Annotated in this window: 22 protein-coding genes and 1 other annotated feature (1 of these 23 running past the window's edge); of the genes, 4 read left to right on the top strand and 18 right to left on the bottom strand. The window is 37.5% G+C overall.

The features are described from left to right. Nucleotides 1-181, top strand: a binding site (T-box leader); it begins 29 nt to the left of the window's first position. A gap of 269 nt (nucleotides 182-450) precedes the next feature. Continuing rightward, nucleotides 451-1263 carry a pyrroline-5-carboxylate reductase gene (gene proC, locus MKX96_RS09515; protein ID WP_340883341.1) on the top strand — a complete coding sequence of 271 codons (813 nt, stop codon included), beginning with the start codon at nucleotides 451-453 and terminating at the stop codon, nucleotides 1261-1263. Between the two features lie 425 nt (nucleotides 1264-1688). Here proC and rnz read toward each other — a convergent pair whose 3' ends face one another. The 7 genes from rnz to mce form a co-directional block, all read right to left on the bottom strand. After that, on the bottom strand, nucleotides 1689-2633 hold the full coding sequence (gene rnz / locus MKX96_RS09510) for a ribonuclease Z (protein WP_340883340.1): 945 nt from the start codon (nucleotides 2631-2633) through the stop codon (nucleotides 1689-1691). A gap of 192 nt (nucleotides 2634-2825) precedes the next feature. Next, complete coding sequence (locus MKX96_RS09505; RefSeq protein ID WP_340883338.1) at nucleotides 2826-3686, bottom strand: YitT family protein; 861 nt, start codon at nucleotides 3684-3686, stop codon at nucleotides 2826-2828. 37 nt (nucleotides 3687-3723) lie between these two features. Continuing rightward, nucleotides 3724-4965: a DNA polymerase IV gene (locus tag MKX96_RS09500; RefSeq protein ID WP_340883337.1), complete on the bottom strand. Its 1242-nt coding sequence runs from the start codon at nucleotides 4963-4965 to the stop codon at nucleotides 3724-3726. 116 nt (nucleotides 4966-5081) lie between these two features. Further along, nucleotides 5082-5570, bottom strand: coding sequence for a chemotaxis protein CheW (locus MKX96_RS09495; RefSeq protein ID WP_340883336.1), 489 nt, complete (start codon nucleotides 5568-5570; stop codon nucleotides 5082-5084). Between the two features lie 21 nt (nucleotides 5571-5591). Further along, entirely contained in the window at nucleotides 5592-6704 is a 1113-nt protein-coding gene (locus MKX96_RS09490) for a M20/M25/M40 family metallo-hydrolase (RefSeq protein ID WP_298468522.1), read from the bottom strand. A gap of 16 nt (nucleotides 6705-6720) precedes the next feature. Then, nucleotides 6721-8268, bottom strand: coding sequence for an acyl-CoA carboxylase subunit beta (locus MKX96_RS09485; RefSeq protein WP_169358198.1), 1548 nt, complete (start codon nucleotides 8266-8268; stop codon nucleotides 6721-6723). 3 nt (nucleotides 8269-8271) lie between these two features. Further along, nucleotides 8272-8682, bottom strand: a complete 411-nt coding sequence (gene mce / locus MKX96_RS09480; protein ID WP_169358197.1) for a methylmalonyl-CoA epimerase — start codon at nucleotides 8680-8682, stop codon at nucleotides 8272-8274. A gap of 130 nt (nucleotides 8683-8812) precedes the next feature. Between mce and prli42 the strand changes: the two genes are divergently transcribed. Then, a complete protein-coding gene (prli42, locus tag MKX96_RS09475) occupies nucleotides 8813-8908 on the top strand; it encodes a stressosome-associated protein Prli42 (protein ID WP_151109618.1) in 96 nt (31 codons plus the stop codon). 60 nt (nucleotides 8909-8968) lie between these two features. Here the strand turns inward: prli42 and MKX96_RS09470 are convergent, their stop codons facing one another. The 4 genes from MKX96_RS09470 to MKX96_RS09455 are packed head-to-tail and all read right to left on the bottom strand — an operon-like array spanning nucleotide 8969 to nucleotide 14334. Next, nucleotides 8969-9409, bottom strand: coding sequence for a BrxA/BrxB family bacilliredoxin (locus MKX96_RS09470; protein ID WP_340883334.1), 441 nt, complete (start codon nucleotides 9407-9409; stop codon nucleotides 8969-8971). Between the two features lie 41 nt (nucleotides 9410-9450). Further along, nucleotides 9451-10542 (bottom strand): methylmalonyl Co-A mutase-associated GTPase MeaB, encoded by a 1092-nt coding sequence (meaB, locus tag MKX96_RS09465; RefSeq protein WP_340883333.1) that lies wholly within the window; start codon nucleotides 10540-10542, stop codon nucleotides 9451-9453. Beyond that, nucleotides 10542-12701: a methylmalonyl-CoA mutase gene (gene scpA, locus MKX96_RS09460; RefSeq protein WP_340883332.1), complete on the bottom strand. Its 2160-nt coding sequence runs from the start codon at nucleotides 12699-12701 to the stop codon at nucleotides 10542-10544. The genes meaB and scpA overlap by 1 nt, the downstream gene beginning before the upstream one ends. Then, entirely contained in the window at nucleotides 12688-14334 is a 1647-nt protein-coding gene (locus MKX96_RS09455; protein WP_340883331.1) for a methylmalonyl-CoA mutase family protein, read from the bottom strand. Before MKX96_RS09455 ends, scpA begins: the two co-directional genes overlap by 14 nt. A gap of 723 nt (nucleotides 14335-15057) precedes the next feature. On the opposite strand from MKX96_RS09455, the gene MKX96_RS09450 reads away from it, so the two are divergent. Both MKX96_RS09450 and MKX96_RS09445 read left to right on the top strand, forming a co-directional pair. Continuing rightward, complete coding sequence (locus MKX96_RS09450; RefSeq protein ID WP_340883330.1) at nucleotides 15058-15684, top strand: zinc transporter family protein; 627 nt, start codon at nucleotides 15058-15060, stop codon at nucleotides 15682-15684. 73 nt (nucleotides 15685-15757) lie between these two features. Further along, complete coding sequence (locus MKX96_RS09445; protein WP_340883329.1) at nucleotides 15758-16483, top strand: hypothetical protein; 726 nt, start codon at nucleotides 15758-15760, stop codon at nucleotides 16481-16483. A 185-nt stretch (nucleotides 16484-16668) separates the two neighbouring features. On the opposite strand, the gene MKX96_RS09440 is transcribed toward MKX96_RS09445, so the two are convergent. From MKX96_RS09440 to MKX96_RS09410, 7 genes are all read right to left on the bottom strand, one after another. Next, nucleotides 16669-17091, bottom strand: a complete 423-nt coding sequence (locus tag MKX96_RS09440; protein WP_340883328.1) for a hypothetical protein — start codon at nucleotides 17089-17091, stop codon at nucleotides 16669-16671. A gap of 129 nt (nucleotides 17092-17220) precedes the next feature. Then, complete coding sequence (locus tag MKX96_RS09435; RefSeq protein ID WP_340883327.1) at nucleotides 17221-17634, bottom strand: hypothetical protein; 414 nt, start codon at nucleotides 17632-17634, stop codon at nucleotides 17221-17223. Between the two features lie 378 nt (nucleotides 17635-18012). Beyond that, entirely contained in the window at nucleotides 18013-18840 is an 828-nt protein-coding gene (locus tag MKX96_RS09430) for a carbohydrate ABC transporter permease (protein ID WP_340883326.1), read from the bottom strand. 12 nt (nucleotides 18841-18852) lie between these two features. Further along, nucleotides 18853-19794 (bottom strand): carbohydrate ABC transporter permease, encoded by a 942-nt coding sequence (locus MKX96_RS09425; protein WP_340883325.1) that lies wholly within the window; start codon nucleotides 19792-19794, stop codon nucleotides 18853-18855. A 22-nt stretch (nucleotides 19795-19816) separates the two neighbouring features. Further along, nucleotides 19817-21130 (bottom strand): ABC transporter substrate-binding protein, encoded by a 1314-nt coding sequence (locus MKX96_RS09420; protein WP_340883324.1) that lies wholly within the window; start codon nucleotides 21128-21130, stop codon nucleotides 19817-19819. Further along, a complete protein-coding gene (locus MKX96_RS09415) occupies nucleotides 21114-22163 on the bottom strand; it encodes a serine hydrolase domain-containing protein (RefSeq protein WP_340883323.1) in 1050 nt (349 codons plus the stop codon). The genes MKX96_RS09420 and MKX96_RS09415 overlap by 17 nt, the downstream gene beginning before the upstream one ends. A gap of 396 nt (nucleotides 22164-22559) precedes the next feature. Beyond that, nucleotides 22560-23789 carry an MDR family MFS transporter gene (locus MKX96_RS09410; RefSeq protein WP_340883322.1) on the bottom strand — a complete coding sequence of 410 codons (1230 nt, stop codon included), beginning with the start codon at nucleotides 23787-23789 and terminating at the stop codon, nucleotides 22560-22562. Nucleotides 23790-23821: the final 32 nt, after the last annotated feature.

Here is a 23821-nt window from a genome sequence, read left to right as displayed (position 1 = left end):
TATGATGGAGTAAAGAGAGTGAAATGCCTGCTGAAAATTTCATCTCCCTCTCATATAAGGAACCTGCTTCGGAGCTACTATGTAAACATAGTCGTGACCTTCGCGATAAGAAGGAAAAAGATGTGCTATTTTATAGCAAACTTAGGTGGTACCGCGGAAATCAAACGTTTTCGTCCTTATTTAATATAGGGACGGGAGCGTTTTTTTATATTCAAATCTAGGGGTGAGTGGATGGAAGGCTTTCAAAAAATGATAAATGTACTAGTCAAGGAATTCCATATTCAAAGCAATAAAAAGGATGCTTTTTTTAGCCTATTACTCCCCATTTGATATAACTCGTTGTTGATAATTGGAAGGGTATTTAGAAGATAATTTATTGTTATCTAACGTTTGGTTATTATTACTAAAGGAAAGTTGTAGATATGAACTAACTTGAAGGAGGATAAACGTATGACTAATATAGTTTTTGTAGGGGCTGGCTCCATGGCTGAAGCTATTATCCACGGCTTATTGGAGGAAAATAAAGTTTCTCCAGATTCCATTTGTGTCATGAATAAATCAGATCAGAAACACCTTCAGTATTTACAATCTAAGTATCAAATCAATATTATGTGTTCAAAAAAGCTTGCTCTGCAAAAAGCAGACATTGTATTTCTTGCTATGAAACCAAAAGATGCCGTAGAAGCTTGCAAAGATATCTCGTTATATATAAATAAGACGGCTACAATTGTATCTGTCATTGCGGGTGTTTCCATCCAAACAATAGAATTGTACCTTGGAGAGCGACCAATTGCACGTGTTATGCCAAACACCTCTGCCTCTGTTGGTTTGAGTGCTTCTGCCCTTTGCTGTAATGACAAAATAAATGATCTATCTAAAAAGGTAATAATAAACTTATTAGAATCAATAGGAACTGTTATGTTAATAGAAGAGGAAGATATGCATGTCGTAACCGCTCTGTCTGGTAGCGGACCAGCGTATCTATACTATTTTGCTGAACAATTTGAAGCAGCGGCTGTTTTGCACGGGCTAAGTAAGGAAGATGCCCGTCAATTATTCTTTCAAACGATGAAGGGGGCAGCGCATATGCTGATGAACGGCAATTTAGAGCCTTCTGAGCTTAGAAGAAAGGTTACGAGTCCAGGAGGTACAACAGAGGCAGGCATTGAGCAGCTCATGTCACACAAGGTCGACGAGGCTATTTTTGCATGCATAGATGCAGCCCAGCAAAAATCAAGAATTCTTGGGAAGCAATTTGAATAGGGAAACGAAAACATGGTGATCAGAAACCATCCATAGACTTACTGTCAGAAAAAAAGCTGGGGCAAATCTCTAAATATAAAAAGCCTCGAAAATTCTGCTACTAGGTAAAGTTTTCGGGGCTTCTACTCCTATGATATGCAGTTGTTTTCCGCTACAGCGGACGCTTTCCAGGGACACGGCTTCCATCTCCCGCTGTTCCTCCAGGAGTAGCCGCCTCCTCTCTAAACAATAAAAATGAGAGATGTCTTACAAAAAACCATCGGGCTTTAAAAACAAATAAAAACGTGAAATCAAGAATTTAGGGGGTGAAGAAGATCTATGATAGGAACTCTTAGCCACCCAAGCGGGTCGACCTCCCTTCTTCTACTACGGAAAAATAGTAGTACAAACCATGGTTTTGGTGTGTACTACTAATGTTAGTATGTTTAGTTTTCCAGTTTTTCTAATTGACCGTTTATATAATTGAACTCGTTAAAATCATCTGCAATATAAATAGGGAAATTATATGAAGAAACTTGATTTAGCAAAGTTCTCAAATCCTCTGCCATAAAACGAGCACTAATATGGTTGACTATTAAATGCTTAGCTCCAGCACTTTCACAGACATTTGCTGCATCAATAATTGTCGAATGCCCATATTCTCTGGCAAGCTCCTCCGTCCCAATGTCGAAGGTACCCTCATGTATTAATATATCTGAGTCCTTTGCTAAAACAATAGAATTTTCGCAGTGTCTCGTGTCACCTAAAACGGTAACCTTAAACCCATTTTTGGGTTGTCCTGTTACATCAGAGCTCTTGACTGTTTTACCATCTGGTAATACAACATCCTCACCGGATTTTAATAAACGTAATAATGGACCTCTTGGAACCCCTAGAGCATCTGCCTTCTCGATTAGTAACTCAGGAGGAAGTTGCTTTTGGGTTACACGAAAACCATAACAAGGAATAACATGCTCAAGCAATCTGGCTTCTACAATAAACTGTTCATCCTCAAAGATTATTCCCTCTTCTATCTCTACTATTTGAAGAGGATATTTTAATCGAGTTTGGGACGTAGATAAAGTAACCTCTAACCAATCTTTTACACCCTTTGGACCGTATATCGTTAGCTGCTCGTCTCCAGCTAGAAAAGATCTAGAGCCTAAAAGCCCTGGCAAACCATAAATGTGATCTCCATGCAAATGCGTGATAAATATTTTTTCTAGTTTTCTCGGTTTAATAGTTGTTCGGAGGATTTGATGCTGGGTTGCTTCCCCACAATCAAACATCCAATAAGTCCCTCGTTCCTCCAGTAGCTTTAAAATCATCGAGCTTGTATTACGTTGCTTAGAGGGCATACCTGCTCCGGTACCTAAAAACAAAATTTGCATATATATCCAACTTCCTTATTTTATATAATCTTCGTTATATATCATTTTAACATTATGAGCGCTTGGGACAATAGTATGTTCATTATTAGCACTTATACAAACATGCTATTGTTTCCTGAAATATATATCATAACTTATAGATAGCTACAAAAAAACGTTAAACGAGTTTTAAACTCATTTAACGGTCTATGATTAGTGAATGTCACGCTTTTTGAAACTGCCGCCGCGAACCTCTGCTACATCTGTAATTACTACAAATGCACTTGGGTCCTTTTCTTTAATAATTGTAATTAGTTTGTTTTCTTCCATTCGAGTAATGACACACGTAACAATGTCAATTGTTTCATTGGTAAATCCGCCTCTTCCATTCGAATAGGTTACCCCTCGACCAAGTCTATCCTGAATGGCTGCTCCAATTTCCTCTGAATGTTTACTAACAATCCTAGCAGATTTGGATTTTTCAAGACCTACTTGAATAACATCAATTACTATTTTAGCAATATAATAAGTGGTAGCTGAATACAGTGCACTCTCAAGACCATATATGAACCCTGCACCAACAAAGATAAATGCATTAATAAATAATATTATATCCCCCACTGAAAATGGTACTTTACGTGAGACTAGAACTGCCAGTACCTCTGCTCCATCAAGTGCACCACCGTTACGAAGAACGATACCAATACCTACACCAAGCATTACACCACCTGATAATACAACAAGTAACGGGTCTTCCGCACTTAAAATCGGATTAATATGATGTAACAAAACAGTTGAGACTGATAATGCAGCGATACCAATGATACTAAATAAAGCAAACGTCTTACCAACCTGTTTATAGCCTAAATAAATAAAAGGAATGTTTAATACAAATAGTAGGATTCCTAAAGGGATCTCAAATAAATAATTCCCCATGATACTGACACCTGTCACTCCGCCGTCAATTACAGAGTTTGGAATCAATACTGCTTCTAGTGCGTAGGCCGCAATTACCGCCCCTACAATAATCATAATAATTCTGCCTATCGTTTCTGGTGTTTTTGTTTTCTTCATCTACTCGTAAAACCCCTGTTCTTAATAAATTGATTTTTTATCTTTCGTGGTCATCTAAAAAGTCTTTACTAAAACTTGTTTTAGATTCAAAAGATGGTTTTTTATCCAACTTGATACCTCTTTTAATAATCCCTGCTCCAAATTTAGTTTGAAGCTGCTCCACAAGCTTTAATATTGGTTCCTCTTTTGCATGTTCTTCATAGTTAAAAATAGATAATTGCTCTACTGATTCTCCCTTATCAAATACATTGTTAACTGTGACGCCAAGCAATCGAATAGGCTCGCTATCCCAAGCTGATTCAAATAATTGATAGGCTAGCTGAAATATTTCATCCTCTTTAAAGATGCGATTAGTTACAGTCTTACTTCTCGTTTTATTTTTCCAACTAGCATCCCGAATATGTATTGTGATAGAACGTCCAGCGAGGTTTTTAGATTCTAACCGTGACGCGACTTTCCCAGATAGTCTTCTGAGCACTTTTTGAAGCTCATCCATATTTGTTTCATCATATGGTAATGTAGTAGAATTACCTACGCTTTTTGTTTCAAAAATAGATTCTGGATTCACTTCACGATCATCTATGCCATGAGAACGATTATATAACCTCACACCAGCTTTACCTAGCTTTGATTTTAAAATTTCAGGATTGGCACTAGCTATATTGCCAATGGTTATAATACCTAATGATTCTAGTTTTTTAGAGGTACTTTCTCCAACGCCATGCATTTCGATTACTGGTAAGTGCCAAAGCTGTTGCGCGACCTCTCGTTTTCTAAGCACAGTAATACCCATCGGCTTTTTCATATTGGAGGCTGTCTTAGCTAAAAATTTATTAGGGGCAATTCCAATAGAGCAAGGTAAATCTAACTCTCGCAATATTCTTTGTTGAATGGATTTTGCAAATGCTACTGCATCATCTTGCATATCAACATCAGTTAAATCTATATAGCCTTCATCAATAGAGACAGGCTCTACCATTGGAGTATAAGACCGTAATATATCAAACATTGCTTTTGAGGCGGCTCTATAACTTTCAAAATTAGGAGGCAATAAAATTAGTTCTGGGCATTTTCTTTTAGCCTCCCATACTGACATGGTTGTATAAATGCCCCTTGCCCTTGCCTCGTAGGAGCATGTTACTAATATTCCTCTACGTTCCTTCGGATTTCCAGCGACTGCGATTGGCTTACCTTTTAAAGAAGGGTTATGTGCTTGTTCTACAGATGCATAAAAGCTATTCATGTCTAAGTGAAAAATGATTCTGTTTCGTTTAGTCAAGTCTATTCACCTCTTCTACATCTTTAACTCCTTCAAAATAAAAAGGGAAAAAGGTAGCCATTTAATAGCTACCTTCCACTGTCCAATCGAAAAACAGAACTTACCCATGTCTAATATTATATACTACTTACTTCAAGGTTTCCTTTATTGTCTTCTAAATAAGATTGTATATCTTGTATGCCTTCTAATGATCGAACTAAAATAGAAGGGTCTATAATTGTAATCATTCTATCTTCAAGATTAGCAATATTCGTGAAGTATTTTGTCTTAGAATAATTCATAATACCCAGCTGTTTTAAAGACTCAGAAGGGATATCTAAAATCTCCTTCGCCTCTTTCACAAGAATACCAACTGACATTTCTTCCGTATGCATCGTAACAACACGGGCATTAGCATTCATAAGACCACTCTGATTATATAGAATCTGTTCAAAATCAATTATAGGCACAAGCTCTCCTCTAATTTTCATCAATCCTATCAGATAAGTCGGTAAATGAGGGATAGGATTAACTTTATCTAGCTTTTCGATAGAAACTACATGATCAATAGATACTGCATATTCTTCATTTCCGGATTGAAACACAACTACCTTTTGAGAAGACATGGATTAAAACCTCCTGGTGCATTATTCTGCGGCAACCTTTACGATTTCTACAAGTAAATCTGCTAGTTTTTCAAGTTCCTCCACTGGCATTCTTTCGTTTGTGGTATGGATTTCCTCATAACCGACTGAAAGAATTACTGTTGGTACACCAAATCCAGCTATTACATTGGCATCGCTACCACCACCGCTTGTTTTTATATCGGCTTTTCTTCCTATATTTTCAACCGCACGCTTTGCAACCTGTACGACTTGATGATTTTCTTCAAAACGGAAGCCAGGATACATTAATTTAGTTTCCGTAGTAGCTTTTCCACCGAATTGCTCTGCTTTTTCTGCAAATGTATTTACCATATGCTCAACCTGTGCATCTAGCTTTTCTTTATCGATAGAACGAGCCTCTGATAAAATATGAACAGTGTCGCAAACAATATTTGTTGCCTGACCACCCTCGAAGCGACCTATATTAGCAGTTGTTTCATAATCGATTCTACCTAATTTCATAGCTGCGATTCCTTTGGCAGCTAATGTAATAGCTGAAACACCTTTTTCAGGAGCAACACCGGCATGTGCAGTTTTTCCAGTAATGGTAGTCCAAAGCTTTGCTTGATAAGGTGCAGCGGTAACAATACCGCCTACTTCTCCATCACTGTCTATTGCATAACCGTAGGTAGCAGTTAGCAAGGAAGGGTCCATTTCCTTAGCTCCAACTAGGCCACTTTCTTCTCCAGCAGTTATGACAACTTGTATATCTCCATGCTCGATGGACTGCTCTTTTAAACGACGTATTGCTTCGAATAATGCTGCAATCCCTGCTTTATCATCAGCACCTAATATAGTTGTGCCATCTGAGTAAATATAGCCATCTTCTTTAATAACTGGTTGGATTCCCTTACCTGGCACAACCGTATCCATATGAGTAGTAAAGTAGATGCTATCTGCCGAAGACTTATTCCCCTTCAAAGTAGCGATTAAATTACCAGCTCCATGTCCAGTTCTCTGTGCTGAATCATCTTCCAGAACTGAAAAACCAAGCTGCTCGAGCTTATTCTTTAAAATTGGTGCAATTACTTGCTCATGCTTTGTTTCAGAATCTATCTTCACTAACTCAAAAAATTCTTCTATTAAACGATTCATCTTGTAAAAGACTCCTTTATAATGGGATATTCCCGTGCTTTTTCTTAGGTCTAGTTTCTTTTTTGTTACGCATCATCTCTAGCCCTTGGATTAACTTGATGCGAGTCTCTCTCGGATCAATAACATCATCGACCATCCCCATGGAAGCTGCTACATATGGATTTGCAAATTTTTCACGATACTCTTCAATCTTTTCAGCACGAACCTGTTCAGGATTATCGCTAGAGGCAATTTCTCTCGCAAAAATAATATTAGCTGCCCCCTGTGGTCCCATAACCGCAATTTCTGCATTTGGCCAAGCAAAAACTAGATCTGCTCCGATAGACTTAGAGTTAAGCGCCACATATGCTCCGCCATATGCTTTACGTAAAATAACAGTCATTTTTGGAACTGTCGCTTCCGAATAAGCGAATAAAATCTTTGCACCGTGTCGTATAATACCACCATGCTCTTGTTTTATACCTGGGAAGAAGCCAGTTACATCTTCAAACGTGATTAATGGAATATTGAAGGAATCACAGAAGCGAATGAACCTAGCCGCCTTATCAGACGAGTCGATATCTAGTCCACCAGCCATAACTTTCGGTTGGTTACAGATTAATCCTACAACCTCTCCTTTAATACGAGCTAAGCCTACTACTATATTCTTTGCAAACTCTTTATGAACCTCCATAAATGAATCCTTGTCAACGACCTGATCAATTACCTTACGAATATCATATGGACGAATTGCTTCAAAAGGTACGATGTCTGCTAAATCTGGGCGGTCATCGTCTTCTTCTAATGGCTCTAGAACTGGTGGTTTTTCCTCAAAGCTTTGTGGAAGGTAGCTCAACAGCTGTCTTACACTTTGTAACACTTCTTCTTCTGTTTTACCGCGGAAGTGTGCATTACCACTAATAGTATTATGTACTTTGGAACCTCCAAGATCTTCTGAAGATATCTTCTCACCTGTAACTGTTTCAATTACCTTAGGGCCTGTAATAAACATTTGGCTTGTTTCATCTGTCATAAACACAAAGTCTGTAATAGCTGGGGAGTAAACCGCTCCACCCGCACAAGGTCCGAGAATAACAGATATTTGTGGAATAACACCGGAGTATATAGCATTACGGTAGAAAATTTGTCCATATCCATCTAAAGAAACAACGCCTTCTTGAATACGTGCACCGCCTGAATCATTTAGACCTATGAACGGAGCACCGTTTTTAGCAGCCAAGTCCATCACGTTAGAAATTTTAAGTGCGTGCATCTCTCCTAGTGCCCCGCCGAAAACAGTAAAGTCTTGTGAAAATAGATATATAGCTCGTCCATTTACTTTTCCGTATCCTGTAACAACACCGTCCCCTGGCCCCTCTTGCTTGTCCATGCCAAAGTCAACCGTACGATGTTTTATAAATGGATTCAACTCAACAAAAGAACCTTCATCTACTAGCAGTTCGATTCTTTCTCTAGCAGTCAGCTTCCCTTTTTCATGCTGTTTTTCTATTCTTTCGTCTCCTCCACCTAATTCCACTTTACGTTTACGGTCATATAGATCATTAATTTTTTCGTAGATATCCATTAGTTATTTCGCTCCCCTTGATTTATCGCATAGTTCATATAAAACTCCACCAGAAGATTTAGGGTGAATGAAAGCAACCTCAGCTCCTCCTGCCCCAATTTTAGGAGTCTCTTGTATTAAACGAACTCCCTTTTCCTTTAACTCATCTAGTCGCTCCTGAATATTTTTCACTCCGAAGGCGACATGATGAATTCCTTCACCCTTTTTTTCGATGAAGGCGTGAATTGTACTAGTCTCATCAATTGGTTCCAGTAACTCTAGTTTGACATTTCCGCTGTCGATAAAAGCTACTCTTACTTTTTCGGATTCTACTTCCTCAATATGTATAAGTTTCAAGCCTAAAATTTCAGTATAGTATGGTAAAGAGTTTTCTAAGCTTTTTACAGCAATTCCGATATGGTCTACCTTTTCCATTGTTTGCACATCCTCTATTGTTTGACTATTCACTATACTATTGTACATATATTACAAAAAAAAATCTCTACCTCTTGTGCATTTTTTCAATTTTGATAAAATAGGAGTACAAGCAAAAGGAGAGAATTTAATGCGCAATCAAACATTTCGTAAGATTATTGTATATCTCATGATATTTGTCATGGTAATGTCCACATTATTGTTCGGTCTAAGCTTCGTATTATAAGAAATAAATGAATGTAAAAACAGCGGGTAGCAATTTATGCTTCCGCTGTTTTTTTGTAGATTATACTTCCTCGCAATACTCTTCGAATAAACCTTGAAGGTGTGTAATGACAGAGGTTGGGGCATGCCCTTCAATTTCATGACGACCTATTTCTGCTACTGCTTGGCCATCTTTTAACATTACAAATGACGGGGATGAAGGTAAATGATCATCTCCGAACATATTACGGGCTTGTTGTGTAGCTAATTTGTCTTGACCAGCAAATACAGTGACTAAATGATCAGGACGTTTGTCATAATGTACAGCATTTGCAGCTGCAGGACGAGCGATGCCGCCAGCACATCCACAAACAGAGTTGATCATTACTAGAGTTGTACCTTTTCTAGCGAAAGCAGCTTCTACTTCTTCAGGAGTAGTTAATTGTTCATAGCCACTGTTTTCCATTTCACTACGCGCTTGTATAATCATATCGTTCATTAATAAGTTAAAATCCATATTCATTTGACAGCTCTCCTTTTTCAATTCAAACTAAGTTTATCAGATTATTTATATGAATTCGAGGAAAATAACTCCTGAATAGCATCAGAAACAGTGATTTTTTCTTCTCTTACTTGTTGTTCTAACTGTTTCATCGTCTGCTTTCTTTCAATTGAGGCAAAAAAGTCATCATACAATCGATCTACAATCATTGATTTAAACCAATCAATCGTTTGTTCTTTTCTTCTCTTTTGCCAAAAATGCTGGTAATTCATTTTTTCTTCGAAGCTCTTAATTGTCTCCCACACCTTGTCTAGACCTCGGTCATGTAAGGAGGATACCGCAAGCGCTGGGGTTGTCCAATTGGGAGCAGAGGGAGCTAGAAAATGTAATATTTGTTTATATTCAGCTACCGTTTTTTTGGCTAAGGCTTCATTAGCGCCATCTGCCTTGTTGACGACGATTGCATCTGCTAGCTCCATAATTCCTTTTTTCATTCCTTGTAATTCATCACCTGCACCCGTCAAGGCAAGAAGTAAGAAAAAGTCTACCATTCCCCTAACGATAGTCTCACTTTGACCGACTCCTACTGTTTCTACTAATATGACGTCATATCCAGCAGCCTCACATAGCAGCATGGTCTCCCTAGACTTTTTATGCACGCCTCCCAGTGTACCTGCAGAAGGTGAAGGACGTATAAAAGCGTTTGGATGCTTTGCCAGCTCTTCCATCCTAGTCTTGTCCCCTAATATGCTTCCGCCGGTAAGGGATGAACTTGGATCAATTGCCAGCACGGCTACCTTATGCCCAGAATTACATAGCATTTTTCCAAAGGCCTCAATGAACGTACTTTTTCCTACTCCAGGCACCCCAGTTATGCCTATGCGAATACTATTACCAGTGTGAGGTAACAATTGTTTCAAAAGTTGTTGACCTATCGTTTGTTGCTCAGAGGTAGTGCTTTCAATAAAAGTAATCGCTTTGGCCAAATGAAGTCGAGAGCCCTGTTTAATCTCATAACTATACGATTCAGTATCTATAGAAAGAGTAGTCTTCTTTGTAAATTTTTTAACCGAAGACCTTCCCATACCGTCGTGCTGAGATGTTACACCGCTCTTGACATGTAAAGAAGAGGTTACCTTTTCCTCATCTGCCATTAGCCTTCCACTTCCTCGTAGCCAAGTCGCTTATAAATTTCCTCGATAACTTTTTGAGCTGCGACCGGAATAACAGTACCAGGACCAAATATAGCAGAAGCTCCATTTTCGCGTAAGAAAGCATAATCCTGTGCTGGGATAACACCACCAACAACGATTAAAATATCCTCACGACCAAGTTTCGCAAGTTCTTCTTTCAAAGCTGGTACTAGGGTCATATGCCCAGCTGCAAGCGAGCTAACTCCAATTACATGGACATCATTTTCAACTGCCTGCTGAGCTGTTTCTGCAGGAGTTTGGAATAGTGGACTAATATCAACATCAAAACCTAAGTCAGCAAATGCAGTAGCAATTACTTTAGCACCACGGTCATGTCCATCCTGCCCCATTTTTGCGATTAAAATTCGAGGACGTCTACCCTCATTTTCTTTAAAATCCTCTGCCATTTGCTTAACAGAATCTATTTCTTCTGCGTCACTAAAATTAGCACTATATACTCCACTCACTGAGCGAATCACCGCCTTATGTCTACCTGCCACAACCTCTATTGCATCTGATATTTCCCCTATAGTCGCTCTTTGGCGAGCGGCATTTACTGCTGCAGCTAGAAGGTTTTCATTACCCGTTTTAGCAGCCTCAGTTAATGCTGATAAGGCTTCTTGAACAGCTTTTTCATCTCTATTAGCCTTAACACGTTCCAAGCGTTCCATTTGTTTTTGACGAACTACTGTATTGTCAATATTTAAGATGTCGATGGCATCCTCTTGCTCAAGACGGTATTTGTTCACCCCAATGATAATCTCTTTTGAAGAATCTATTTGGGCTTGTTTTTTGGCAGCGGCTTCCTCTATTTTCATCTTTGGTAACCCAGTTTCAATCGCTTTTGCCATTCCGCCTAATTCTTCAATTTCTTCTATTAAAGTCCATGCCTTCTCCATCAATTCATTTGTTAACGTTTCTACATAATAAGAACCGCCCCATGGATCAATTACCTTTGTCATGTTTGTTTCTTCCTGTAAGAAAAGCTGTGTATTTCTTGCAATTCTAGCGGAAAAGTCTGTTGGAAGTGCAATCGCTTCATCTAAAGCATTTGTATGCAGGGATTGAGTGTGTCCCATTGCTGCTGCATTTGCCTCTACAAGAGTACGAGTCACGTTGTTAAAAGGATCTTGCTCTGTTAAGCTCCATCCAGAAGTTTGCGAGTGAGTACGTAGAGCTAGAGATTTAGGGTTTTTAGGGTCAAAGCTCTTCATCATCTGAGCCCAAATTCTTCGTGCTGCTCTCATTTTTGCTACTTCCATGAAATAGTTCATACCAATTGCCCAGAAGAACGACAGTCGAGGAGCAAATGAGTCTATTTCAATTCCTGCGTTTATGCCTGTACGTACGTATTCTAATCCATCAGCAAGTGTATAGGCTAACTCGATATCAGCTGTTGCTCCTGCCTCCTGCATATGGTAACCAGAAATAGAAATGGAATTAAACTTTGGCATGTGCTGCGCTGTATATGCAAAAATGTCAGCAATTATTTTCATAGACATTTCCGGTGTATAAATATACGTGTTACGTACCATATATTCTTTTAAAATATCATTTTGGATCGTTCCTGCAAGCTGTTCCGGTGTAACACCTTGCTCTTCTGCTGTAACAATGTAAAATGCCATAATAGGTAATACTGCGCCGTTCATGGTCATGGAAACAGACATTTGATCTAACGGTATACCATCAAAAAGGATTTTCATGTCCTCCACTGAGTCAATTGCAACACCAGCTTTGCCGACATCGCCTGTTACTCGCTCATGATCAGAATCATATCCTCTATGTGTAGCCAAATCGAAAGCTACAGACAGACCTTTTTGACCCATTGCTAGATTTCTTCTATAAAATGCATTACTTTCTTCTGCTGTAGAAAAACCTGCATATTGTCGAACGGTCCAAGGCTTCGACACATACATTGTTGGATAAGGTCCACGTGTATTGGGAGCTATTCCTGGCAGATCATTTATATGGTTTACATTTTTTAGATCTTCCGTCATGTATTGTGACTTTAATTCGATTCCTTCATTAGACATAAAGGAACCATGTTGACTGTCTACTTTATTTCCAGCCTTTTTTAATACTTCTTCTATAGAAACAGCTTCATAATTAGGCGTTGTCATGTGAACCCTCCTTCTGAGCTAGTGCCAGTAATTCTTTTCCTTTTATAAGAAGAGACTGTCCTGCATAAATAGAACCAGAGAGCCCTGCTTCTAACCAATCCTCATACTCCTCGAACTTCCCTGCTACATCTAATGGCACGGAAAGCTTTTCATTCAAAAGAGCAGGTACTAGTCCAGCTGTTTGGTCATCATTACCTACAAAAACAGCATATTGAATATTGTCATTCTCGATCCACTGCTGTAAATCAAATGGCTTTAAATTGGCTTCTGCAAGGACGGGAGTAATTCCAATCGCATTCAAAAAGCCATTAATATAGTCCATTCTAGGCTTATACTCTTTTAAAACACCATAAGGAAGAATGGCAGCCTTAAGTGGAAACTGTTTAAAAGCTTTTCGTAGGTCTTCAAAAGGTTCTGCTAAACGTTTGTAGTCCGTATGTTTAACCGGATTTTCTATTACATCGTCGGGGTTAGCATAGTTATTCGTACCGATTAGAGATTTTTTTCGAGATGACACTGCCTTTAACTGTAGCTCCCATTTCTCTTGAGCTCGTTGAAGCAGCATACTTTCTCTCGATTCTGGGGAACTATCCTTCATAAGCTCAATAAAATATGTCCAAGCCTTCTCAACAAGCTGTTTAGTCAATGACTCAATATAAAAAGAGCCTCCAGCTGCATCGATTACACGTTGAATATGTGTTTCTTCCTTTAATACAAGTTGCATATTGCGAGCAATACGGTTAGAAGTTGCCGTTGTGCCAGTTAAATAATTATATGGATATGCACTTACAAAATCTGCACCACCCAATACACAAGACAATGTACTGTTCCCAGCACGCAATAAGTTTACTGTTTCATCAAGTGCTGAGAAAGACCGGAGAGATGTTTCTGCATAAACTGGTATAGCCTTCACATTTTCTTTACCAAATGCTTCTCCAAACGCCTTCCAAAGTATTCTAAAAGCTCTCAGCTTTGCTATTTCCATAAAGAAATTAGTGTCTACTGAAAATTGTACAAATGCATTTCCTTCTACTTTCTCGATACCATTAAGATGCACAAATGTATCCGCTTGCACTAATACGCTAGCTAATTCACTAATTGCATCCCCACCAGCCTTATGTAACTTGGAGCCATCTAAATGTAATGTACGAGCTCCTTTAAAATCTTCTTCTGCTCCGATTATAGAACCATTTACATGATTAAAGTGTTTTAAGAAACTTGGATCATTTTTTACATCAAGTAAAACCTCATGTTGTTGGAAAAGCTCCTTCAACTCCTCAAGCTGTAAATCACTCCACTTATGGTCAATCTCTACTTTATAATTAATGACATTATTTCCTTTGGAAAGGCTTTCATTCAGATCAGATAGGATTTCCTCTGATGTTAATCCTACTGATTGCTGTGCAACCTTCCAGCTTGCTGATTCTTTACTTTCTCTTACTGTTTTAGTTTGTTCGACGGGGATATTTTTCAAATCCGCTAATGTGTAAAGCGGTTTCAACATAATTTCTTCTAATGTCTTAGTTTCTAAAGATTCTAACGATTTACCTTTTAATGATTTTACTGCAGCCTGCTCCCATTCCGTAAAGCTTGCTTCATTAAATTTGGTTTGCTTCATGTCGTTTATAGTCATATGAACGCTTTCGCTTCCCCCTTATATAATTATTGTTATATATCTATTCTACATGAGTACTTCAAGGTAATAAAGTGATTTAATGACTTATCAGTATATTAAGGATAATTTCCTAAACAGTCCGATTCTCTTCTGTGCATAAGCGTTCGAACATATAATTTGAAAATAAAACAATAATTGAATACATTTCTCTATTCCTATAATTATTTAAAAAAGCTTTGTTAAAGTTATTGGTTGATTTTAATTTTGATTAACAATTCTTTTTTATAGTGACTGTAAACATAAACAAAGGAACTTTCAAATGGCTAGTAAGAACATAAAAAGATGATGAAATTGGGGTTGGTGACAGTTTTTTAGCTTTGATTATGCGAGTAAACTTATTAGCGCTTTATCGATAAAGGAAAGCCATTCCCATTTATTGATTGGAGCACAAGACGGCGACTCCTACGGGATGAGTGAGACAGATAAGACATCACAACCACGCGCGTAAGCGTGGGTGATGACTTATCGCTCACCCCGAGGAAAGCGTCCGACTGGTGCGAAAAATCAATTCTACTCTCTGATTTAAGATTTCTTTATATCATAAATCAACCCTATCCTTTAACATAGCCTTTAAAAAAAGACTGATTATTAAATATCTGTCTATGTAAAAAGGTATATCACATTTTTAATTATGAATTTAACTCAAATTAATGTAAAACTTTAAATCGAAAGAGGTCAACAATGACAGTAATCTTTTTAGGCTTTATTTTATTTCTTAGCCTTTCGATAGGATGTATAGCTGCTTATATGGTTTATGGGATACTTCACCAAAAATATGAAAAAATATTCGGGTTGTTATGTGGATTATTATTAATCGGTTTATTGGTATTTGAAATTGTTCCAGAAGCTCTCGAGTCCTTTGAAAAACTAGGGTTATTTTTAGGATTCATTTGCGGTTATTACTTGTTTAGCTTATTAATTCCACATCGACACGCTGCAAAAGATGAAACGAGTACCATAAGTCCTCTGATTATTGGACTATTTTTACATACGATTCCCTTAAGTCTGACCATTGGCTCGTTACTTCATAATGATTGGTTCCCTTTATCTATCACTGCTTCTACAGTCCTGCATCATATTCCAGAAGGGTTTGCTCTTACAACAGTTTTTCTGCTTTATAAAAAGAAAATCATAGGCTTAATGATTTGTTTTCTTTCTCTCTCCATTTGTTTTATTTCTTTCATTTGGATTGGGGAACACCTGATTGTCTCAACTAGAATTCAAGGGGTTTTTATGGGGGTCTCTATATACCTTATTGGCACAATCAGCTTAAAAGAATTTATTGATCCTTTTTTTAGAGGTAAATGAAAATCGTAATAAATTAAAAATATATGTGACTTTCGTTAAGTAACCACCGTCTAATAGTAAAGGAGTTGTTGTTATGACTAAATTCTCAGTGTTGACCATCGTAACTGTACTTGTATTAGTAGGGTGTAGTCCAGTTAAAACAAATGATAATAGCGAAAAAAATATATATGAAGTCTCAGATAGTACCAGCACACTTAGTGAATTAGCCTCTGCAATTGCACCCGGCACAGAACAGAATGTAGAAGGCCCTCCTCAGTATGAAGTAAAAAACAAAGGGGAGCTATCTATTCAGGATGCAAAAAATGCTTATGAAATGTGCGCAAGAGCTCTGACCGACTATTATAAGGCGGTATGGAATGGTACGGATATTGAATTGAATGCTTTTATGAATAATGAAAACCTTGTACATTATACACAAAAGAAGATTCAATCCCAATTTGACTTGTATTTCACGATTAAGCTTACAGATGACTTTGTACAAAGTGTGGGTATTGCCACTCGTGATGTAGATTGGGAAGTGGAGTATACGAACGATGAGGATGGAGGCTTTCTCTATTTACACTTACCTGCAGAAATCAAACATAATCAAGGTAGCTTTGGGGAAGCCACTGAATTTCTAGTGCGTAATGAAAATGATCAGCTGGTCATTGTTGATTGGTATACAGGTGGTAAGGATACTTATGATTTTATGGTTCGAGGAGAAAACGAAACGATTGACAACCCAACTATTTGGAATGATAGTCAATGGGTAAAGGAGATAAATAGTAATCAGCTTAAATTCTCTAGCCCAACTCGATAGTTACATCCAGCTAACTTGAAATCCACAATTAAATCTAATGCTGGCTATTACTAATTAAATTTATGAACTGCTGTAAAAAATAGAAAAAATGAGTTTAGCGTTCATTTTACATCTCATCTAAATTGTTCCTATAGAAGTTAAAAAGAAGGACAAGTACTACTTTTTTGGCAACTTCCGATATTTATTTAATGTGGATCTTGCTCTTCGGGAATGGTGCTAAATACTAAGCTTTTATCATTTCTGACTGTCACATAATTTTCAAGCTGATGGACCCATCCGTCTTCTCCTTTTACACCTCTTCCAGCTAATATAAAACTATCTGGATTTATGCTCTTAACTGAGAATTCTAATCTATATACGTCTTCAGAAGCATCATTTGTATAGCTTAGCTCTAAATCATCTAAAGTAAATTCGGTTACCATGTCATCATTTTTCAAATTCTCCGTTGCTGTATCGGTAATTCGTTCTCTTAGCTCATCTTCTGCTGAACCTCCCCTTAAAAAGAAAAACCAAAAAGGAACAGCCATAACTAAAAGAAAACAAAGAATCAAAAAAGATAATTTAAGCATTAAGATTTTTTGATATGGCGTAGTTGAGATTAGCTTCAAGGCTAGCTCCCCTTTCATAAAAGTAATCGTAATTTACATAAATAACAATCGATGATCTTGGCAAGGCAACAACTCTAGTAGTCTGAATCTTAAACCCCAGAAGCCCACACTGTTTTTACTTTTCCTATTTTAATGCCCCTCCATAGGTGTAGCGCTGAATACTAGCGTCTCGTTATCCTTGACCGTTACATAATTCACTTTTTCATTGATCCACCCATTTTCGCCCTTAATCCCTCCTCCTGTCAGTATAAAATTTGTTGGATCTGTAGGTTTAATGGAGAAAGTTATTATATATACCTCTTCTGACTCTTTGTTTTTATGACTTAGCTTTATCGTGTCAATTGTGAACTCAGAAATAGTGGGGTCTTCCTTCAGCAGAGAACTTGCAGCAATATGGATACTTTCAGTTAAATCTCCCGAGACATTAGTGCTGTTGCCACTTTTAAGTAACCAAACGGTGCTAAGAACTATTGCAAAAATAAGTAGTAATAAAAATAACTTTTTCCCATTCTTAGAGGAAGGTGATTTAGAAATTAGTTTCACCTTTAACACTTCCTTATCTACAAAAATCATACACTTATCTTTATATATACGATTAACTTCTATAAAACATTCGCCATCTCCCTGACTGTTAGTACAAAGGGATATTTATTAGAATTTCGGAATGTCGATTGCGGTATGACTGATTTTTCTACGCATAGAAATGTATTAGTCTGCATATGAAGACGCGATATTTTCTATAATCATCAAAAAACCCCGAGAGATGTGCCTCACGAGGAAATTCAGTAATATGATGAAGCTCTTCTTATAGAGGAGAGGTTTCGCTATTTTTGGAATCAAGGAGAATCCTTTTACCAAAAGCTATCTTACTTCTACATCAATCTTTTTATCTCCTTGCCTGCCTTTTTAATCTGTGTCCAATCATTTAACCGCTCCTGCCGTTAGCCCTTCCATAAACTGCTTCGATGCAAGAAGAAAAAGAACCATCATAGGCAATGAAGCTAATGTTAGCCCTGCAAACAAAGAGCCCCAGTCAGCAGAATGCTCCCCAAAAAGGGAAAGCATACCAACCGGAATCGTCATTTTTGCCTTTTCAGTTATAAATATTAGCGGGAAGAAAAAGTCATTCCAAGCAGCTATAAAGTTGATAATGATAACTGTTCCTAAAGCAGGTCGCATAAGTGGAAGAAGTACATGCCAAAGGGTACGAAGGTTCCCAGCCCCATCCATCCTTGCCGCCTCCTCGAGTTCCATCGGTAACGTTTTAAAAAAGCCTGTTAAAATAAGCATTGTAATAGGGGCACCAGTAGCTATATTCATAAGTATTAAAGACCATAAAGAATTGATAAGGCCTAGATCACGCATTAAGATAAATAACGGAACTATCCCAAGCTTTATCGGAATCATCATTCCTAGCAAAAACAAAAAGAAAATCGCATTATTCCAACTAAAGTCAAATCGAGCAATATAAAATGCAGCCAAAGAACAAAATAACACGACTAGAACTACAGAAGTAACGCTCACCATGACACTATTATAAAAATATTGGTCAAATGGAATCTTATTTAATAACGTTCTGTACGTATCTAGACTAAAGCTTGTAGGTAATCCTAAGGGATTCTTGAATATCTCCGAACTAGATTTAAAAGAGGACATAAACATTAAAAAAATTGGATATAAGCTGACGGTAGCAACTCCGAACATAATAATATAATAAAACGGCCTGGTCCAAATTGTATTTTTCTCCATACTATTCACCTCTTACATTTGTACTTCTTTTTTATTCATAAACTTTAGGAAGATCATTGTACATATTAATATGAAGAAAAATAAAACGGTCGCAAGTGCGGAGCCAAGTCCAATTGCCGATGAACTAGAAGCAGTGGAGCTACCAAAGGCAAGTCGGTAAAAAAATACTGCCATTGTATCTGTTGAGTAATATGGTTCTCCCATCGAGCCCTGCATAGCATAAACGAGCTCAAATGCTTCGAAGGATTGAATAAAGGTCAAAACCGTCATAATCAAAATAGATGGAATCATTAATGGGATGTATATCTTTCGTAACATGGAGGTCCCCTTTGCTCCATCCAGTCTTGCAGCTTCGATGAGTTCGCCAGGGATACTTTGGAAACCAGCTAAAAATATTAGTACACCAAAGCCCAAGCCGAACCAACAGTTTACTAGAATAATAGAAATTAAAGCGGTTTCTGGCTCACCCAACCATGCTCTTTGTAGATTTTCTAAACCAAGCTTTCCTAAAATAAGATTGAGTGTACCAAAGTTAGGATTTAAGATTAGCTTCCACAAGAAACCAACTACAATAACTGATAATAACCGCGGTAAGAAAAAAGCTACTTTGAAAAATTCAGCACCTTTTACTTTTTTATAGACTATAAAAGCTAAAAGAAACGCAAGGCCATTCATGACAACCATTTGTACGCAAAAATAAAGGACATTATGGGAAAAAGCATTCCTAAACATGGACCCATAAGGCTCGGTAGTAAAGAGAGTGACAAAGTTATCCAAACCAACAAAGGAATCTCTTGTGAATCCTTTAAAGGAGAAGAAGCTATATGATAGTGCTGCTAGTATAGGATAGAGTACAAACATCCCATAAATGATTAATATAGGGATGGGGAAAAGGTGGATAGTCCACCCTTTCCCCTTCTTTGAACGTTTTACTGGAGCTGTTTGTTCTGACATAAATCACAGCCTCCTTACTTATTTATTGAAAGGGGGAAAACCAGGATTCTGCACTTTTTTGCACCTTATCCGCTACTTCCTCTGGTGTAACCTCGCCAAGGTACATTCCTTGTAATTCTGTTTCTAAAACAGTTTTTGTAGTAGGATCTCCACCTGTAAAATTAATAACCCAATAATACGGGGTTGAACTTGTTTCTACCGCTTTACTTAGCTCACTAAGAAGCTCATCTTCTGAACTGATACCAGGAATTGCACTAATCATATTAAATTCTTTCACAAAAAGTTCTCCAAATTCTTTTGTTGTTAAAAACTGAAGAAACACCTTAGCTGCTTCTTTGTTTTTAGAATTTGCATTTATCGCAAATGAACCATCAACCCACGAGGTTACTGTTTGATTTCCTTGCTTAGACGGCATTGCAAAATACCCATAATCCAAGTCTCCGTTTAAATCATTCACTACTGGAATTTCCCAGCTCCCAAGTGGGAACATCGCTGCCTGCTCCATTGCAAACATCGTGCGGATATCATCCATTCCTAGTCCCTCAGAGTTTTTTGGGAAGTATTTCTTTAAGTCATTCATTACTTGAATGGACTCTTTAAATGCCGAATCAGTAAAATCCGTTTCTCCTTTGATAAGCTTTTCTGCAAAGGTATTTCCATCAACAACCCCTGCTCCAACTATTCCATGGGTTAACGACAACAACCAACCTTCTTTAGTTCCCATTGCAATAGGCGTCACTCCGGCTTCTAATAGCTTCTCATTCACTTCTATAAACTCATCCCATGTAGTAGGAATTTCAATTCCTTGGTCTGCAAATATCTTTTTATTATAGAAGAATTGAGTGGAACTAATATTTAGGGGAACCCCGTATTGCTCTCCGTCAGCACCTCGAGATGCAGCTAGAAATTCATCTGAATACTGACCTAACCCTTCTAAATCACTAATCGGCTCTACAAATCCAGCATCCACTAGCTTTAATCCTGCACCATAAGGTCTTAAATGAAAAATGTCAGGTCCCTCTCCTGCTTGAAGTGCAGTATTTAACACTGTATTGTATTCTGTATTTTTAGTCGGGTTAAAATCTACTTGTATTTCCGGGTGTGTTTCGTTAAAAAGTGCGATTACTTTCTCATATTTCGAAACATCCTCTGTTCTCCAGCTTCCAATGGTTAAGTTTACTGTTTCCTTTTCTCCTGATGTGGCAACTTTGTCTCCATCTCTATCCGAGCCAGGTGAGGACGAACTATTTTCTTTATCATCTGAACAAGCCGCTATAATGAAGGTAACTAAAATAATCAAAAAAATAGATAGACCATTTTTAATCCAACTTTTCATAGTTATTACTCCCCTTTTTTATAAACATCTCGTAAACGCTTTCATGAATCCCCAGTCTAAACTCTTTCTTTGGTACATCCCTCCCATAATGTATAGCATTAGTTAACAGCACCACAAATAGTTTTTCTTTTGGGTCCATCCATATGGAAGTTCCAGTAAAGCCTGTATGCCCAAATGAGCCAATGGGCCAGTTAGTACTGATTGTAACTTCGGCATCTTTGCCATTCCATACTTCAAAGCCTAGGCCCCTGTGTTTAAAAAGTTTTTGATTACAGTCTTGTAACCATGCAGGATTAAATACAGTTTGTTCAGATGGATGTAACCAGTAATGCACGTATTGAACAAGGTCATCTAAACACGAGAATAATCCTGCACTACCTGATACCCCATTTAACATATATGCTTTTTCATCGTGTACTACCCCTTGAACATAGCTCCCGTTCATATATTCAGTTGATGCTATAAGACTTCTAACTTCTTCTTTTGGATTAAATGTCGTATTCTTCATCCCCATTGGTATGAGAACTTCCCTCTCTACAAATTTATCGAAAGACTCTACCGACACCTCCTCAATAATTTTCCCTAACAAAATCATCCCTAAATCGCTATAAACTACTGTTTTTCCTGGTTTGAAAATTGGATCGACACTAAGTATCTCTTCTAAAATATCTCGATTCTCTCCTCTTTTTACTGGCGGGGATAAATCTGCAGGTAGACCACTATTATGATAAAGAAGGTTTTCAATATTAATATTTGGATATCGGAAATGTGGAATATACTTCTGAACAGAATCCTCTAGAGATAACCGTTCTTTGTCTAGCAAAACTAGCGTGGCTGGCAACGTTGCAACTACTTTGGTTAAGGATGCGATATCAAAAACAGTTTCCATTGTGATTTCCTTTACTTCACCAGTATTCGTAACGAAAGATCCAAAGCTGTCCCTATATAGCACTACATCGCCTTGCTGAACATGAATAACGCCTCCCGGTATCTTCTTAGCTACTAAGTATTCATTTATAATATTCCTTAGCATAATTCCCTCCTCCATTAAATTTAATTTTCTGATAATTATTAATTACAGTATATAAAATAACATTATAAGAAACAATTGAATTTTTAAAATATTATTTTAAATGGGTAGAATTGCGGGACGTGTCAGCCAGATACAGAAAGCACCAGCATCCAAATTTTAAAAAGGGGCTTGGTTAATCACACCTAAGAAGTTCAAAAGCCCTGAAATTTTACTGTTTGTAAAATTTTCAAGGCTTTTTTACTACTTCTTAATCGTTATTCTCCGCTTCAGCGGACGCTTTCCTGAGGGCATGTCTATTCCACACACCCATAAGGGAGACTAATTATGTTCCAGCCTCTTCATTTACTCCAAGACTTTTAAACAAATATTTTCAAGAATAAACAGACGAAAAGTAGTTTATACAACTACGACTAGTTTCCTTACGAATAACCCTGCATATAATAAACCGATTCCAATCATAAGGATAACTCCAATATATACTGACATCATGGTCGGTATTAAAAATGCCCCGATAATAATCGTGGAGCGAGCGATTAAGTCTGCCCCGCTAAATGAAAAGTTGGAAAATGCGGAGTAAGATCCCCTTTTGTCTGCGGGTATCATATTTGCTTGCTCGGCATTTCTTACAGGGGAATATATTAACTCACCAACCGTAGCTATTAAATTAAAGCATATAAGTATATACCATGTATTGGCAGATGTTATCGTTATGTATCCAATACTATATAAGGCTAGACCTACTAGTAATACATGCTTATTGCTAAAACGATCCGTTATTTTATTGATGAAAAAAGTCAAACAAACTACTAAAAGCATGTTTTCTATATTAAGTAAACTTAGCATTCTAACTCCGGCAAGCTCGAAGTCTCCTATTTGGACCGACTCAAAAGTTTCCGCTAGCCTTACACCTATATAGCTGTTTAAAGAAAACTCGGCAGCAAAAATGAACATGGACCCAACGACTACTTGGACGAACGGTTTATCTTGAAAGGCAATTTTATAATTATGTATGAGATCAACAAAAACATTTTTGTGCTGCTTTTCTAAAAGCTTATTATGTCCATCCACCAACCAAATTTTATATGCGATCGGAAGGCATAAAGATGTAAAAGAGAGTAACGTAAACAATTCAATCTGATGGTTTAAATATAGCAATCCTCCTAATGCAGCCCCTATAGCCATAGACAAATTGGTAAGCCAGTAATCCAGCGCATATACTTCTTTTCGATTATCAGGAGAAGTAGAATCGATGATGATTGCATGCATAGCAGGCCTCCCTAAACTGCTTGTAATAATATATAGCGTATAAGCGGTTGCGAACATCCAAATGATATTAGATTTAGGTAGCAAGCTAATGGTCATGCAAACGAACATACACCCACTTAAGAGAGATGTAATTACTAATAAACCCTTTCTTGGTAAACGGTCCGAAATATAACCTCCAATTAGGCTGATTAAAAAACTTACACATACTGTACCTATTAAAAATAAACCAGCCCATACTTTGCTCATCTCTTGAGCAAAGAACAATGCCATAAAAGGCATAACAGCCGATGAAACTGCTCTATTAAAAAAAGATGTTATTAATCGAACTTTAATATTTTGTGGGTAGTTTTTCCATTTCATGTTGTACTCCTCCTCTGTATTTAGTATATTAA

Origin of the sequence: Psychrobacillus sp. FSL W7-1493 (assembly GCF_038004905.1) — a bacterium.
Taxonomy (GTDB): domain Bacteria; phylum Bacillota; class Bacilli; order Bacillales_A; family Planococcaceae; genus Psychrobacillus.
Note: the sequence above shows the minus strand (reverse complement) of the source record. Positions and strands in the feature narration are given on the sequence as shown.